Source organism: Hymenobacter sp. (assembly GCF_035709525.1).
Taxonomy (GTDB): domain Bacteria; phylum Bacteroidota; class Bacteroidia; order Cytophagales; family Hymenobacteraceae; genus Hymenobacter.
In genome coordinates this window covers 1-12,883 of record NZ_DASTEP010000234.1, presented here as the reverse complement: position 1 = coordinate 12,883, position 12,883 = coordinate 1, and the positions used below count along the sequence as shown (strand labels likewise).

Below are 12,883 nucleotides of genomic sequence, written 5' to 3'. Positions count from 1 at the left end.
TTTCTATTGTTATCGACTAGCAATGAAGAAGTTTATCGAAACGATAAAAAATATTTTTGCGATTGAGGATTTGCGTACGCGAATCCTCAATACGCTGTTTTTCATTGCTATCTACCGGCTGGGCTGCTACGTAGTCCTCCCCGGTGTAGACCCTACCCAACTAAAGCAAGGCACCGGCGGCGTATTCGGTATTCTGGATACGCTGCTTGGTGGGGCTTTTAGCCACGCGTCGATTTTCGCGCTGGGTATCATGCCCTACATCTCGGCTTCCATCGTGTTGCAGCTGCTCACGATTGCCGTGCCGTATTTCCAAAAGCTGCAAAAAGAAGGCGAGTCGGGTCGGAAGAAAATCAACCAGTACACCCGCGTGCTCACCATCCCGATTGTGATGGCGCAGTCCGTGGGCTTTCTGGCGACGATTAACGCCGAGGCTATCGTGAATCCCGGCACGTTCTTCACCATCTCCACCATGCTCATCATCACGGCCGGAACGCTGTTTTGCATGTGGCTAGGGGAGAAAATCACCGACAAGGGCATTGGCAACGGTATCTCCATGATTATCATGATTGGTATAGTGTCGCGCCTCCCCGGTGCTCTCATCGGCGAAGCTGCCGCTAAGGGTGTCAACAAGTCGCTGATTTTCTTGCTAGAACTGGTGGTACTGTTCTTGGTAGTAATGGCCGTTATCGTGCTAACGCAAGCTGTTCGCCGCATTCCGGTGCAGTATGCTAAGCAGGTAGGCGGTGCCACGCAACTCGACGCTCAGCGTCAGTTCATCCCGCTGAAGGTTAATGCTGCTGGCGTTATGCCTATCATCTTCGCCCAGTCGCTGATGTTCGTACCGAGCATCGCTGCCTCGGCTTGGGATAAGAATAGCGACCTAGCAGCTACTATCGCGGCGTATTTCTCGCCCGAGCATTGGGTGTACAACACGGTGTTCGCACTGCTGATTGTCATCTTCACGTATTTCTACACTGCCATCAGCGTCAATCCCAATCAAATTGCAGACGACCTGAAACGCAGTGGTGGCTTTGTGCCGGGTGTAAAGCCGGGCCGCGATACGTCAGAGTTCATCGATGAAATACTGACTCGCGTGACCCTGCCGGGTGCCGTGGCGCTGGCGCTTATCGCCATCTTCCCGACGCTGGCTTTGTTGCTCGGCGTTACCCGTCCGTTGTCGCTGTTTTACGGGGGGACTTCGCTTATCATCATGGTAGGCGTGGTGCTGGATACGCTCAACCAAGTAGAAAGCTACTTGCTGATGCGCCACTACGACGGCATGATGAAATCGGGTAAATTGCGCGGTCGGCCTTCGCAGCCGATTGCCATTGCCTCCTAAGTAGCACGAATGGCAACTGGTGTTATTCAGTATAAAACTGAAGAAGAAATAGATTTAATGCGCGCCGCCGGGCAACTGTTGGCGCGTGCACACGGCGAGGTAGCTGCGCTGGTGCGCGAGGGAGTCACGACGCGGGAGCTAGACCGCCGCGCCGAGGAGTTCATCCGCGACCACGGGGCTACCCCTTCGTTCAAAGGATTATACGGTTTTCCGCACAGCTGCTGCCTGAGCCCAAACTCGGTAGTAGTGCACGGGTTCGCCACCGATGAGCCGCTGAAAAACGGCGATATTCTAACAGTAGACTGTGGGGTTTTCCTCAATGGCTACCACGCCGACAGCGCTTACACCTACCCAATCGGGGAAGTAGCGCCGGAGGTGCAGCGGCTACTGGATGAAACCAAAGCGTCGCTGTATAAAGGTATCGAGCAGGCCGTAGCAGGCAACCGTGTGGGCGATATCAGCTACGCTATCCAAAGCTACGTGGCCCCGAAAGGCTACGGTGTGGTGCGCGAACTGGTCGGCCATGGGGTAGGGGCTAGCCTCCACGAGAAGCCCGAAGTGCCGAACTATGGCAAGCGGGGCTCGGGGCCGCTGTTGCAAACCGGTATGACGCTCGCCATTGAGCCGATGATTACCCTCGGCAAGAAGGACGTGGTGCAGGAGAAGGATGGCTGGACCATCCGGACCCGTGATAAAAAGCCGGCGGCGCACTTTGAGCACACCGTTGTTGTTCGGAAAGACAAGGCAGAGATTCTGACCTCCTTTGACTACATAGAAAAAGCACTGCAATAGCCCTTATGGCAAAACAAGCCTCCATCGAGCAGGACGGTACCATCCTCGAAGCCCTTTCCAACGCCATGTTTCGCGTGGAATTGGAAAATGGCCACCAGCTGATTGCCCACATCTCGGGTAAGATGCGGATGCACTACATCAAGATTCTGCCCGGCGACAAGGTAAAGCTCGAAATGTCGCCCTACGACTTGTCGAAAGGCCGCATTAAGTATCGTTACAAGTAATTTTTTTCGTTCTTTTCAAGGTCATGAAAGTAAAAACCTCGGTGAAGAAACGTAGCGTTGATTGCAAAATCATCCGCCGCAACGGCAAGCTCTACGTTATCAACAAGAAGAACCCCCGCTTCAAACAGCGTCAGGGCTAAACCAATTTTCAGAAACCCGGAGCCTTGGGTACTGGTTAGGTTGAACTTTTATTCAGCTAGCCGCCTTCCAAGCCGCTGCCGGGCTTTCTGGTCCGCAAACATCTCACAACCACTATGGCTCGTATCGCAGGGGTAGACATCCCGGACAACAAGCGCGGCGAAATCGCCCTGACTTACATTTTCGGCATTGGCCGGAGCAACTCGGTTAAAATCCTCACCAAAGCTGGCATCGATGTCAACAAAAAGGTGAAAGACTGGACCGAGGCTGAAGCTGGCGAAATCCGCGCCATTATCGCCGCTGAGCACAAAACCGAAGGCGTACTGCGCTCGGAAATTCAGCTCAACATCAAGCGTCTGATGGACATTGGCTGCTACCGCGGCCTCCGTCACCGCAAAGGTCTTCCCGTTCGTGGTCAGCGCACCAAGAACAACTCGCGTACCCGCAAGGGCAAGCGTAAGACCGTGGCCGGCAAGAAGAAAGCAACGAAATAACCCGTAGCGGCAATCGGCTCTGCCTGATGCTCTTCGTGAGCGTGAGGCGGAGCCAACACCTGCCGCGTTTATAGCGATAACCAAATGGCACAAAAAAGAAAAGACAAAGCCAAGAAGCGGCTTGTCGTGGTGGAGCAGGTGGGCCAGGTCCACATCCGCGCCTCCTTCAATAACATCATCATCTCGGTAACCAACTCCAACGGCCAGGTTATTTCCTGGGCTTCGGCGGGTAAAATGGGTTTCCGTGGTTCGAAGAAAAACACGCCTTACGCTGCCCAGATGGCAGCTAGCGATTGCGGTAAAGTAGCCCACGACTTGGGTATGCGCAAAGCCGAAGTGTTCGTGAAAGGCCCAGGTGCTGGCCGCGAGTCGGCCATCCGTGCCCTCGGCAACATTGGTATCGAAGTGACGACCATCCGCGACGTGACGCCGCTGCCGCACAACGGCTGCCGCCCGCCCAAGCGTCGCCGCGTTTGATTTTTTACTTCTGATATTTTTCTAAAATGGCACGTTATACTGGCCCTACCGCCAAAATCGCCCGTCGCTTTTCGGAGCCGATTTTCGGCCCGAGCAAAGCGCTCAACAAAAAGAACTACCCCCCCGGCCAGCACGGCCGTGGCCGTCGCAAGAAGCAGTCGGAATATGCTGTCCAGCTGATGGAGAAGCAGAAGGTGAAATACCTGTACGGCGTGCTGGAGAAGCAGTTCGAAAACCTATTCCACAAGGCTGCTGTATTGCCCGGCATCACCGGCGATAACCTGCTCGGCCTGCTGGAGTCGCGCCTCGACAACGTAGTTTACCGCCTTGGTATTGCCAGCACCCGTCGTGCTGCTCGCCAGCTGGTGTCGCACAAGCACATCACGGTAAACGGTGAGGTAGTAAACATTCCTTCGTACAAACTGCGTCCCGGCGACCTCGTTGGTGTGCGTGAGAAGTCGAAGTCGCTCGAAGCTATCACCACTTCGCTGACTGTGCGCAACTCGCGTCAGTTCTCGTGGCTGGAGTGGGACGGCAAAGACATGGTGGGCAAATTCACCAACATGCCGTCGCGTGACCTGATTCCGGAGAAAATCACGGAGCAGCTCATCGTCGAACTGTATTCGAAGTAATAGTGGCACTTGGTGCGGCCCGGACGCTGTTCGGGCCGCACTTATGCTAAGCCGGTGCCACTATCCTGCTGCTACTGAGCGCGGAAGGGCACTAAAACTACCAAGCGGTGGTTTTGGGTGGCTACCCAAATTTGAGCAAGCCTAGGCTTGCTTTTCCTGTTACATCATTAACTGCCCCACATATGTCAATCTTAGCTTTTCAAATGCCGGAGAAAGTGGTAATGGAGAAATCCGACGACTTCACCGGGTCATTTGAATTCAAGCCTCTGGAAAAAGGCTACGGCGTAACGATTGGGAATGCGCTGCGTCGCATTCTGCTGTCGTCGCTGGAGGGCTTCGCCATTACGTCGGTGCGCACGACTTCGGTGCTGCACGAGTTTTCGACGATTGAAGGCGTGATTGAGGACATGTCCGAAATCATCCTGAACCTCAAGCAGGTGCGCTTCAAGAAAATCAGCGACGCCATTGAGGACAAGATTACGGTGCGCATCAGCGGGCAAGACAGCTTCACGGCGGGCGATATCGGCAAATTTGCCGTGGGCTTCCAGATTCTGAACCCCAAGCTGGTTATTTGCAACCTCGACCCGGCCAAAGAGCTGGAGTTTGAGTTGACGGTAGCGCGTGGCCGTGGCTACGTGCCCGCCGACGAGAACAAGCCCGCCGACCAGGTTTTCGGTCAGATTGCTATCGATGCTATCTACACGCCCATCAAGAACGTGAAGTACAGCATCGAGAACACACGCGTAGAGCAGAAAACTGACTACGAGCGTCTGCTGATTGAAATCTCGACCGACGGCTCGATTCACCCCGAGGAGGCGCTAAAAGGTGCTGCTAACATCCTCATTCAGCACTTCATGCTATTCTCGGACAGCACGATGCAGCTGAGTGGCAACCGCCCCGTGGCGGCTGAGCCTATTGACGAGGAAACTCTCGCTATGCGCAAAGTCCTCAAGACGTCGCTCGGCGAGATGGACCTGTCGGTACGTGCTTACAACTGCCTAAAGGCGGCTGACATCAAGACGCTGGGCGAGTTGGTACAGCTCGACATGGCCGACATGATGAAGTTCCGCAACTTCGGTAAGAAGAGCCTCACCGAGTTGGAAAACCTGGTAGAAGAGAAGGGCCTGCACTTCGGCATGGACCTGAGCAAGTACCGCCTGGACGAAGACTAGTATTTTGTGCTTAGTGCCCGGTGTTCAGTGCATGGTGAAATTCCAAGCACGAGGCACCAAACACTAAGCACTTCTTTTTTTATTCAACCCGCTGCGCCCTAGGGATTAGGGTTCTAATGAGGTTCCTCGCGACCCGCCGTGGTCCTGGTCCGCAAGCGTAGCATTTAACCCATCTGTCCGATGCGACACGGTAAAAAAATCAATCACCTGGGCCGTACTACCGCCCACCGCCACGCGATGCTGTCGAACATGGCTACGTCGCTCATCCTCCACAAGCGCGTAACTACGACGGTTGCCAAGGCCAAAGCCCTGCGCCAGTATGTAGAGCCCCTGCTGACCAAGGCTAAGGACGACACGACGCATTCGCGCCGGACTGTGTTTGCTACCCTGCAAAACAAGGAGAGCCTGAAGGAGCTGTACGGCGTAGTAGCTGAGAAAATCGGCCAGCGCCCCGGTGGCTACACCCGCATTCTGAAGCTGAGCGCCAACCGCGCCGGTGACAACGCCGATATGTGCATCATCGAGCTGGTGGACTTCAACGAAACCTTGCTCGAATCGAAGAACGCTGCTGAGACCAAGACTACTACCACCCGTCGTTCGCGTCGCCGTGGTGGCAAGTCGGAAGCTGCTGGCAACGAAGCTGGTACGTCGGCTGCCGTAGTAGCTGAAGACGCTCCGGCCGTTTCGGCTACCGAAGCTGAAGCTACCACGCTGGATGCTCCGGCTGACGAGAAGCAGACGCCTGCGGCTGAGTAGTCCTCGCAAATAGCTGAAAAGGGGCTGTACCAACAGGTACAGCCCCTTTTTTCATGCCTTTACGTGCTTCTTTACCCACTCGGGAAGCTTGCCTTTGACAGCCAATGCTCCCACTTCCTCTAACTTTTTATTGCCAGTGCCGCTCTGTGCTTTGTGGGTAGCAAGCATGTTTTGGATGCCCGCTGTGGCAAGGGCAAGTTTGTCCTTGGTGCCGGGGTTTTGGAGAGCGTGGCGCGTCCAGCCACCCATGAAGGCGATGAGCAGCGCCCCATCGTTGTAGGATAAATCGGATACATACTCCTCTATCGCTACCGAAACGGTCGGCGAGCCGCTTATCCACTGCACCAGGAAGGTGTTGGCGGCGCGGCGTTCTTCACTGTCGTTGGGGAGGGGTGAGGTTTCCAGCCAATCGATAGTAGCCAAGACTTGCGGGACGTAGCGGTCGTAGTCGGACGCGGCTTTGAAGCTGTAGCTGGCTGGAACGGGCGAAGGAGTGGTTTGCGCCAGCGTAGTGGTGGAAACTAGTAAGCTCACGGCAAGAAATAGATACTTTGGCATACAGGAAGAATAAGGTTTTTGCAATGATAAAGCAGGAAATAGTGGCCTGGTAACAGGGTAGCTAATATTGGGAAGGGATGCAACCAGACCAACCTAGTCGCTGTCTGTTAGCTACCAATTGGAAAGCGGCCGACCTTTGTGCCTTGCCCAGATTAACTTTCGTATGGAAGCAGTAGCCTATATCGACATCAATGCCCCGCTGGTAGAGCGCTGCCGCCTCAACGACCGCCAGGCGCAGGCCGAGCTGTACCGCCGCTATTCCAAGGCGATGTTCAACGCCGCCCTGCGCATCACCGGCGACTATGCCGAGGCCGAGGACGTGTTGCAAGAGTCGTTTCTGAGCGCGTTTCGCGAGCTGAGCGGCTACAAGGGCGACTCGTCGTTCGGGGCCTGGCTCAAGCGCATCGTGGTGAACAAGAGCATCAATTGCCTGCGCCAGCGGCGCTTGCAGCTGGTGCCGCTCGAAGACTTCCACCACGACGCAGCCCCGCCCGAGACGGCCCGGCCCCACGCCCACGAAGATGAGGACGACATGCAGTACCGGGCCGACGTGCTGCGGCGCTGCATCCAGGAGCTGCCCGATGGCTACCGGGTAGTACTGTCGCTGTACTTGCTGGAGGGTTACGACCACCTCGAAATCGCCAGCATTCTGGGCATCACCGAATCCACGTCCAAGTCACAATACAGCCGGGCCCGGACGCGCCTACGCGAGCTGGCCCAGCAACGTGGCCTGAGCTAGAAAATAAAAACGGACTGCCTACCACTGCTTTTCAACTTCTCTTTCTTCTTCCCTGTCGGCCTTTGCGCCCCGGCACCGTATTAGCCGGAGATAAAAGCCCCCGCGCCGCCAGATTTTTAGCCGCTATCCCCAATGGACTATACCAAGCAAGACCGCCTCGAAGCCTACGTGGAGCGCCACCGGGCCGACTTTGACCTGCACGAGCCGCGCCCCGACCTGTGGGCCGCGCTAGAGCAGCAGCTACATGGCGAGGCTGCGCCCGCTCCGGTGATGAGCATCGTGGCCGACAACAGCGAACCCGCGGAAATGGGTCGCCAGCTGCCTTTCGGCCAGCCGACCCCGGAGGCCACGCCCGCCAAGCGCCGCACTTGGCGCGAGCACTACAGCATCGCGGCTGCGCTGGCGGTGCTGCTGCTGGCTGCTGGCCTGGGCGAATTCTGGAAATCGGGCCGCGTTGCGGCCGAGCGCGGCGCGGTAAGCCAGGCCGCACCCGGCCGCAACGCCGACGCAGCGCTCTACCTCTCGCCCACCGGCGAGCTCACACCGAGCCCCGTAAGCCAGAACCTGAACGCCCGCCTCGACACTGCCGTGCGCGGCATGGAAACCTACTACGTGAGCCAGCTCGCCGACCGCAAGGCCGAGCTCAGCCAGCTCGCGCCCGAAGACGCGGCCGAGTGGGGCCGCGACCTGGTAGACCTCGACACGCTCTACCAGCGCCTCAAGCGCGAGCTGCCCCGCCACCCCCAGCCAGAGGTAGTGCTCACGGCCATGAACAAAAACCTGCAAACCCGCCTCGACATCTTGGACCGGCAGCTGGAGCTGCGCGACCCCGGCCAAACGGCCCTGGCCCGCGAAAACCGCAGCGAGTACGCCTTGGCCGACAGCCGGCAGTTTTCGGAAGCTTCGCTGCGCCATGACCGCTAGCCGCCGCCTGCTTACGGGCCTGCTGCTGGGCTGGCTGGTGGCTGGTCCGCTGGCTGCCTACCCGGCCGCGTTGGCCAGAGTCGGTTCTGCCGGGCAAACGCCCGTGCAGGACGGCCCTACCCAAACTGGCCAGCAAAACCCCAGCGATGGCACCGACGGCGACCAAACCGTGCCGCCCGCCGAGCAACGCCGCCACCTAAGCCGCCGCTTTGCGGTGGGGAAGGCCGGGCGCTCGTTTGCGCTGGACACGCGCTACGGCCGGGTGCAGATTAATGCCTGGAATAAAAACGAAATCAAGGTAGAAACCGAGCTGGTGGCGCGGGCCGAAACGCCCGAGGCCGCCACCCAGCTGCTGGGCGCGCTCGGGGTGCAGTACCTCGACTACGACGCCAGCACGGGTGGCGTCAGCGTGAGCTCGCAGTTTGGCGCTGCGCTGCGGGGCAAGTGCGGCGGCGGCCGGCGCTACGAGGTCAACTACGTCATCTGGCTGCCACGCACTACGCCGCTACGGGTGGCCGCCGCTTTCGCCGACGTGACGTTGGTAGGCGACTGGCAGGGCACTACCCAGCTGGCCGTGGACTACGGCACGCTGCGCACCGCCCGGCTGGCGGGCGCGCGCAACGTCATCCACATCGCCAACGGCGACGCGACCATTCCGGCCGTGAAGCAGGCCACCTTCGAGGCTAGCTATGCCAAGCTGCGCCTCGCCGAGGGCGAGCGGGTGGAGCTGCGCAGCAATTACTCCGACATCGACATGGGCACCGTGCAGGATTTGACGGTGCACAGCAAGTACGGCGACGTGGCCCTGGGCCGCGTGCGCAACCTGCGCGGCTCGTCGGGCTACTCGCGTGTTAGCGTGGAGAAGCTGAGCGAGGGGCTGGACATGGCCGTGCGCTACTGCCCCGATTTTGAGGTGCGCGACATGGGGGCCAATTTCCGGCAGATAAACCTGGATGGCGGTTTCAGCACCATCCGGCTGGGCTTTGCGGAGGCCACGCCGAGCTTTCAGTTTGATGTGAGCACCGAGCAGGGGCAGCTGCTGGTCGATAAAAAGCTGGTGCGCGTGCTGTCGGCGGGCGAAACGCAGGGCGTGGCCGACGTGCTGGGAGTGTACGGCGGCCGGGTGCCCGCACCCGGCGCGGGCAGCGTCAACATCAAGGTGCGCTACGGCACGGTGCGGTTCAGCAAATAAAAAATTGCAGGCTGCTGGGAACAAGTGAAAAGCTGGTGAATAGCGGCTTATACTTGCGGGCTTATTGGCTGGGCTGCCCGTTGCGGCTGGCGTAAGCACCTAGCCAGTATGCACCTGCGACACTACGGGGCTGCCCTCGCCCTGCTCTCCTTGCCCGGCCTCAGCCTGGCCCAAACCACCGCCGCGCCCACCCTGCCCGACGCCAAAAAGCTCATCAAGGAAGGCGTGGCGCTGCACGACGCCGAGAAGTACGACGAGGCTGTGGCCCGCTACCGCCTCGTGACGCCCGGCGACAGCTCCTACGCCCTGGCCCAGGCCGAGCTGGCGTTGAGCCTAGTTGCCGCCAAAAAATACGAAGACGGCCTGGCCGCCGCCCGCCGCTCGCTGGCCCTCGATGCCTTTCAGCCCACGCTCTATAGCACGATGGGCTCGGCGTATGAGGAGTTGAAGCAGGCCGACCAGGCCGGCAAGGCCTACGCCGATGGCCTCAAGCTGTTTCCGTACAGCTATAATCTGCTGCTTAATAAAGCTGCTACCGAGCTCACTATGAACCAGCTGGTCCCCGCGCTCGCTACCCTGCAGCGGTGCGTGGAGCTACAGCCGGGCCGGCCCGGCGTACACCGCCTGCTGGGCCTGGCCGCCGCGCGCCAGGGCCACACCACCCACGCCATGCTGAGCTGGCTGATGTACCTGGCCATCGAGCCCAACGGCGGCTACAGCCAGTCGATGCTGATAAACCTGGAGCGCATGGCCCAGAACGTGCCGGTGCTGGAGCCCAAGGACATGCTCACGCCAGTGTCTTCCAACGCGGCGTTTGAGGAGCTGGACCAGCTGATAACCAGCAAGGTGGCGCTCGATGTGGGCTACGTATCGAAGGTCAAGTTCAAGGCCGCGATTGTGAAGCAGTTGCAGCTGATAGTAGAGAAATACCCCGACGCGGCCGACCCCGCCACCGACTTCTGGGCGCGGGCGTATGGGCCGGCTATCAAGGCGCTGCGGCAGGGCGACAACCTGACGACCTTCAGCTACCTCATTTTGAGCTCGGCCGAAGACAAATCGGCGCAGCAGTGGGTGAAAGGCAACAAGAGCAAGCTCGACAAGCTCATCAACTCCATCGATGAGCCACTGCTATCCTTGCGCAACGAGCAGCCGCTGCCCACCGGCACTGGCCGGGCCAAGGCCTGGTACGATGATGGCGTGCTCGAAGCACTCGGCGCGGGCGAAAAAGACGCCCAGGGCAAGATGCAGCCCACCGGCGACTAGCTGCTTATCGACAAAGACGCCAGCGTAGCCCAGCGCGGAGCCTTTGCGGCAGGTAAACGCACCGGCAAGTGGCTGCTGCTGCGCCCCGATGGCACCACCGAGGCCGAGCAGCAGTACGGGGCCGACGGCAAGCTCGACGGCCTCACGCGGCACTACTACCCCGGCGGCCAGCTCAAAAGCGAAAGCCCCTACCGCCAGGGCAAGCTTGAAGGGCTGAACAAGCAGTACGCCGAAAGCGGCGAGCTGTCGGAAAGCCAGCAGCTGACGAACAACGACTACGAGGGCGACGCCATCGAATACTACCCCAGCGGGGCCGTGAATACGCGCATCGCTATGAAGGCCGACAAGCGCAACGGCCGCCTCGAAGGCGTGTACCCCGACGGCACCCCCGAGGTAAGCAGCAGCTACGCCGATGGCAAGCCCCAGGGCGAGGTACTGGTATATTACCCCGACAAGACGCTCGAAAAGAAAGCCAGCTACGACCAGGGCGAGCTCAACGGCCCCTACGCCACCTACTTTGCCAACGGCAAGCCGCGCGAAACCGGGCAGTACACCAAAGGCAAGCGCACCGGCGCCTGGAAGGAGTTTTACGCCAGCGGCCTACCCAGCCTTGAAGAAACCTACGACGCCAACGGCGAGCGCCACGGCGTGGCCGTGGACTACGACGAGCAGGGCCGCCGCCAGGCCACCATCGGCTACGAGCACGGCCTCATCGCGCGCATGACCAGCCTCGACGCCACCGGCAAAGTGCTCTCCGACACGCCCACCAAAAAGGGCCGCGTGCCCGTGAAAAACTATGACGCCGACGGCCGCCTCAAGGCCACCGGCGAGGTCGAAAACGGCTACCTAGCTGGCGAGTGGAAAATGTATTACCCCGATGGCGCGCTACGCGAAATCAAGCACTACGGCCCCAAAGCCCGGCTCGTGGGCCTCAGCGAAACGTACTACAACAACGGCCAGCTGCGCCAGCGCCGCGAGTTCAATGCCGAGGGCGAGGGCGAAGGCTACTTCGAGCAGTACTACGCCGATGGCGCGCTCAGCCAGACCGGCTTTATGCACGCGGGCGAAAATCAGGGCGTGTGGAAATCATATTACCCCACCGGCAAGCTCAGCCAGGAGCGCGAGTACTTCAAAGGCGAGCTCAGCGGGCCGCTGCGCTCGTACACGCCCGGCGGCAAGCTCACCGAGGAAAAGCTGTACGCCTTCGGCAAACTGCGCGAGCAGACGGCCTACGACTCGACGGGCAAGGTAGTGGACCACTATGACAAGGTTCCCACCCTCAAGGAGCTGGTGCTGCACTACCCCGGCCGCCCCACCCAGGTAATGAACCGCGCCGCCGTGCGCAACGGCCTCTTCGAAGGCCCCAGCACCTGGCTGTTTGCCAGCGGCAAGCCCGAGTCGGAAACGCCCATGCACGGCGGCAAGCGCTACGGCCGCTACCTATCGCACTATCCCAATGGGCAGACCCGCGCCGAAGGCCAGTACCTGAACGGCCAGCGCTACGGCCAGTTCAGCAGCTACTACCCCGGCGGGCAGCTCAGCAGCCAGGGCAGCTACCGCGCCGACGAGCCGGTGGGCGAGTGGAAATTCTACTTCCCCAACGGCCAGCTCGAGAAGGTGGTGCCCTATGACGAGGACGGCGAGGTGCACGGCCGGTTTTTGCTGTATAACCCGGCCGGCGAGCTGCTGCTCACGCGCCAGTACGTGGCCGGTACGCTGGTGGGTTACCTCGCCCCCGGCGCGGCCGCCGATGCCAAGCCCCAGCCGCTCGCGCCCGCGGGCGGCGCGGTGCAGGTAGCCTTTGCCAACGGCAAGCCCGCCGCCAGCCAGACCTACCGCCAGGGCTACCCCGACGCGACGTGGGTGTACTACTACAGCTCGGGCCAGGTATTCCGGCGCATGGCGCACCAAAAAGGCCTTTCGAGCGGCCCCACCGTGAGCTACTGGCCCAACGGCAAGCTCATGGAAGAGGAAAGCTACCTGCACGACGAGCTGCACGGCCGCTGCCGCTACTACCGCCCCGATGGCACTCTGGAGCGCGAGGAAACCTACCGCGCCGGCGAGCGCTCGGGGCCCAGCACGACTTATGACGCGCAGGGCAAGCCGCTGACTACTACCTATTATTGGAATAACTCGGAGTATGCCCCTGTACCGTAAGCTTTAGCTTGCGAGCGAGCGCAGCG

Annotated in this window: 15 protein-coding genes and 1 pseudogene; 15 read left to right on the top strand and 1 reads right to left on the bottom strand. The window is 59.9% G+C overall.

Annotation, left to right across the window (positions count from 1 at the left end; translation table 11 throughout):
- Positions 1-22: 22 nt before the first annotated feature.
- From secY to rplQ, 9 genes are all read left to right on the top strand, one after another.
- A complete protein-coding gene (secY, locus tag VFO93_RS20615; protein ID WP_325136284.1) occupies positions 23-1,339 on the top strand; it encodes a preprotein translocase subunit SecY in 1,317 nt (438 codons plus the stop codon).
- A 9-nt stretch (positions 1,340-1,348) separates the two neighbouring features.
- Positions 1,349-2,131, top strand: a complete 783-nt coding sequence (gene map / locus VFO93_RS20610) for a type I methionyl aminopeptidase (RefSeq protein ID WP_325136283.1) — start codon at positions 1,349-1,351, stop codon at positions 2,129-2,131.
- Positions 2,132-2,136: 5 nt separating this feature from the next.
- On the top strand, positions 2,137-2,355 hold the full coding sequence (infA, locus tag VFO93_RS20605; RefSeq protein ID WP_035567874.1) for a translation initiation factor IF-1: 219 nt from the start codon (positions 2,137-2,139) through the stop codon (positions 2,353-2,355).
- Between the two features lie 23 nt (positions 2,356-2,378).
- Complete coding sequence (rpmJ, locus tag VFO93_RS20600) at positions 2,379-2,495, top strand: 50S ribosomal protein L36 (RefSeq protein ID WP_068340511.1); 117 nt, start codon at positions 2,379-2,381, stop codon at positions 2,493-2,495.
- 114 nt (positions 2,496-2,609) lie between these two features.
- Entirely contained in the window at positions 2,610-2,987 is a 378-nt protein-coding gene (gene rpsM / locus VFO93_RS20595) for a 30S ribosomal protein S13 (protein ID WP_144846922.1), read from the top strand.
- 84 nt (positions 2,988-3,071) lie between these two features.
- Positions 3,072-3,464, top strand: a complete 393-nt coding sequence (gene rpsK, locus VFO93_RS20590) for a 30S ribosomal protein S11 (protein ID WP_144846925.1) — start codon at positions 3,072-3,074, stop codon at positions 3,462-3,464.
- Positions 3,465-3,490: 26 nt separating this feature from the next.
- Positions 3,491-4,096: a 30S ribosomal protein S4 gene (gene rpsD / locus VFO93_RS20585; RefSeq protein ID WP_325136282.1), complete on the top strand. Its 606-nt coding sequence runs from the start codon at positions 3,491-3,493 to the stop codon at positions 4,094-4,096.
- 182 nt (positions 4,097-4,278) lie between these two features.
- On the top strand, positions 4,279-5,268 hold the full coding sequence (locus VFO93_RS20580; protein ID WP_325136281.1) for a DNA-directed RNA polymerase subunit alpha: 990 nt from the start codon (positions 4,279-4,281) through the stop codon (positions 5,266-5,268).
- A gap of 180 nt (positions 5,269-5,448) precedes the next feature.
- Complete coding sequence (gene rplQ, locus VFO93_RS20575) at positions 5,449-6,024, top strand: 50S ribosomal protein L17 (protein WP_325136280.1); 576 nt, start codon at positions 5,449-5,451, stop codon at positions 6,022-6,024.
- A gap of 51 nt (positions 6,025-6,075) precedes the next feature.
- Here the strand turns inward: rplQ and VFO93_RS20570 are convergent, their stop codons facing one another.
- Positions 6,076-6,582 (bottom strand): hypothetical protein, encoded by a 507-nt coding sequence (locus VFO93_RS20570; RefSeq protein WP_325136279.1) that lies wholly within the window; start codon positions 6,580-6,582, stop codon positions 6,076-6,078.
- A 163-nt stretch (positions 6,583-6,745) separates the two neighbouring features.
- Here VFO93_RS20570 and VFO93_RS20565 point away from each other — a divergent pair, with 163 nt between their 5' ends.
- The 6 genes and pseudogenes from VFO93_RS20565 (at position 6,746) to VFO93_RS20545 (ending at position 12,857) form a co-directional block, all read left to right on the top strand.
- Positions 6,746-7,321: a sigma-70 family RNA polymerase sigma factor gene (locus VFO93_RS20565; RefSeq protein WP_325136278.1), complete on the top strand. Its 576-nt coding sequence runs from the start codon at positions 6,746-6,748 to the stop codon at positions 7,319-7,321.
- 132 nt (positions 7,322-7,453) lie between these two features.
- A complete protein-coding gene (locus tag VFO93_RS20560) occupies positions 7,454-8,245 on the top strand; it encodes a hypothetical protein (RefSeq protein WP_325136277.1) in 792 nt (263 codons plus the stop codon).
- Positions 8,235-9,437, top strand: coding sequence for a hypothetical protein (locus tag VFO93_RS20555; protein WP_325136276.1), 1,203 nt, complete (start codon positions 8,235-8,237; stop codon positions 9,435-9,437). The genes VFO93_RS20560 and VFO93_RS20555 overlap by 11 nt, the downstream gene beginning before the upstream one ends.
- Before the next feature lie 108 nt (positions 9,438-9,545).
- Positions 9,546-10,700, top strand: a complete 1,155-nt coding sequence (locus tag VFO93_RS20550; protein WP_325136275.1) for a hypothetical protein — start codon at positions 9,546-9,548, stop codon at positions 10,698-10,700.
- Positions 10,701-10,892: pseudogene (locus tag VFO93_RS22420) on the top strand (hypothetical protein); the annotation flags it as partial.
- Positions 10,893-11,015: 123 nt separating this feature from the next.
- Positions 11,016-12,857: a toxin-antitoxin system YwqK family antitoxin gene (locus tag VFO93_RS20545; protein ID WP_325136274.1), complete on the top strand. Its 1,842-nt coding sequence runs from the start codon at positions 11,016-11,018 to the stop codon at positions 12,855-12,857.
- Positions 12,858-12,883: the final 26 nt, after the last annotated feature.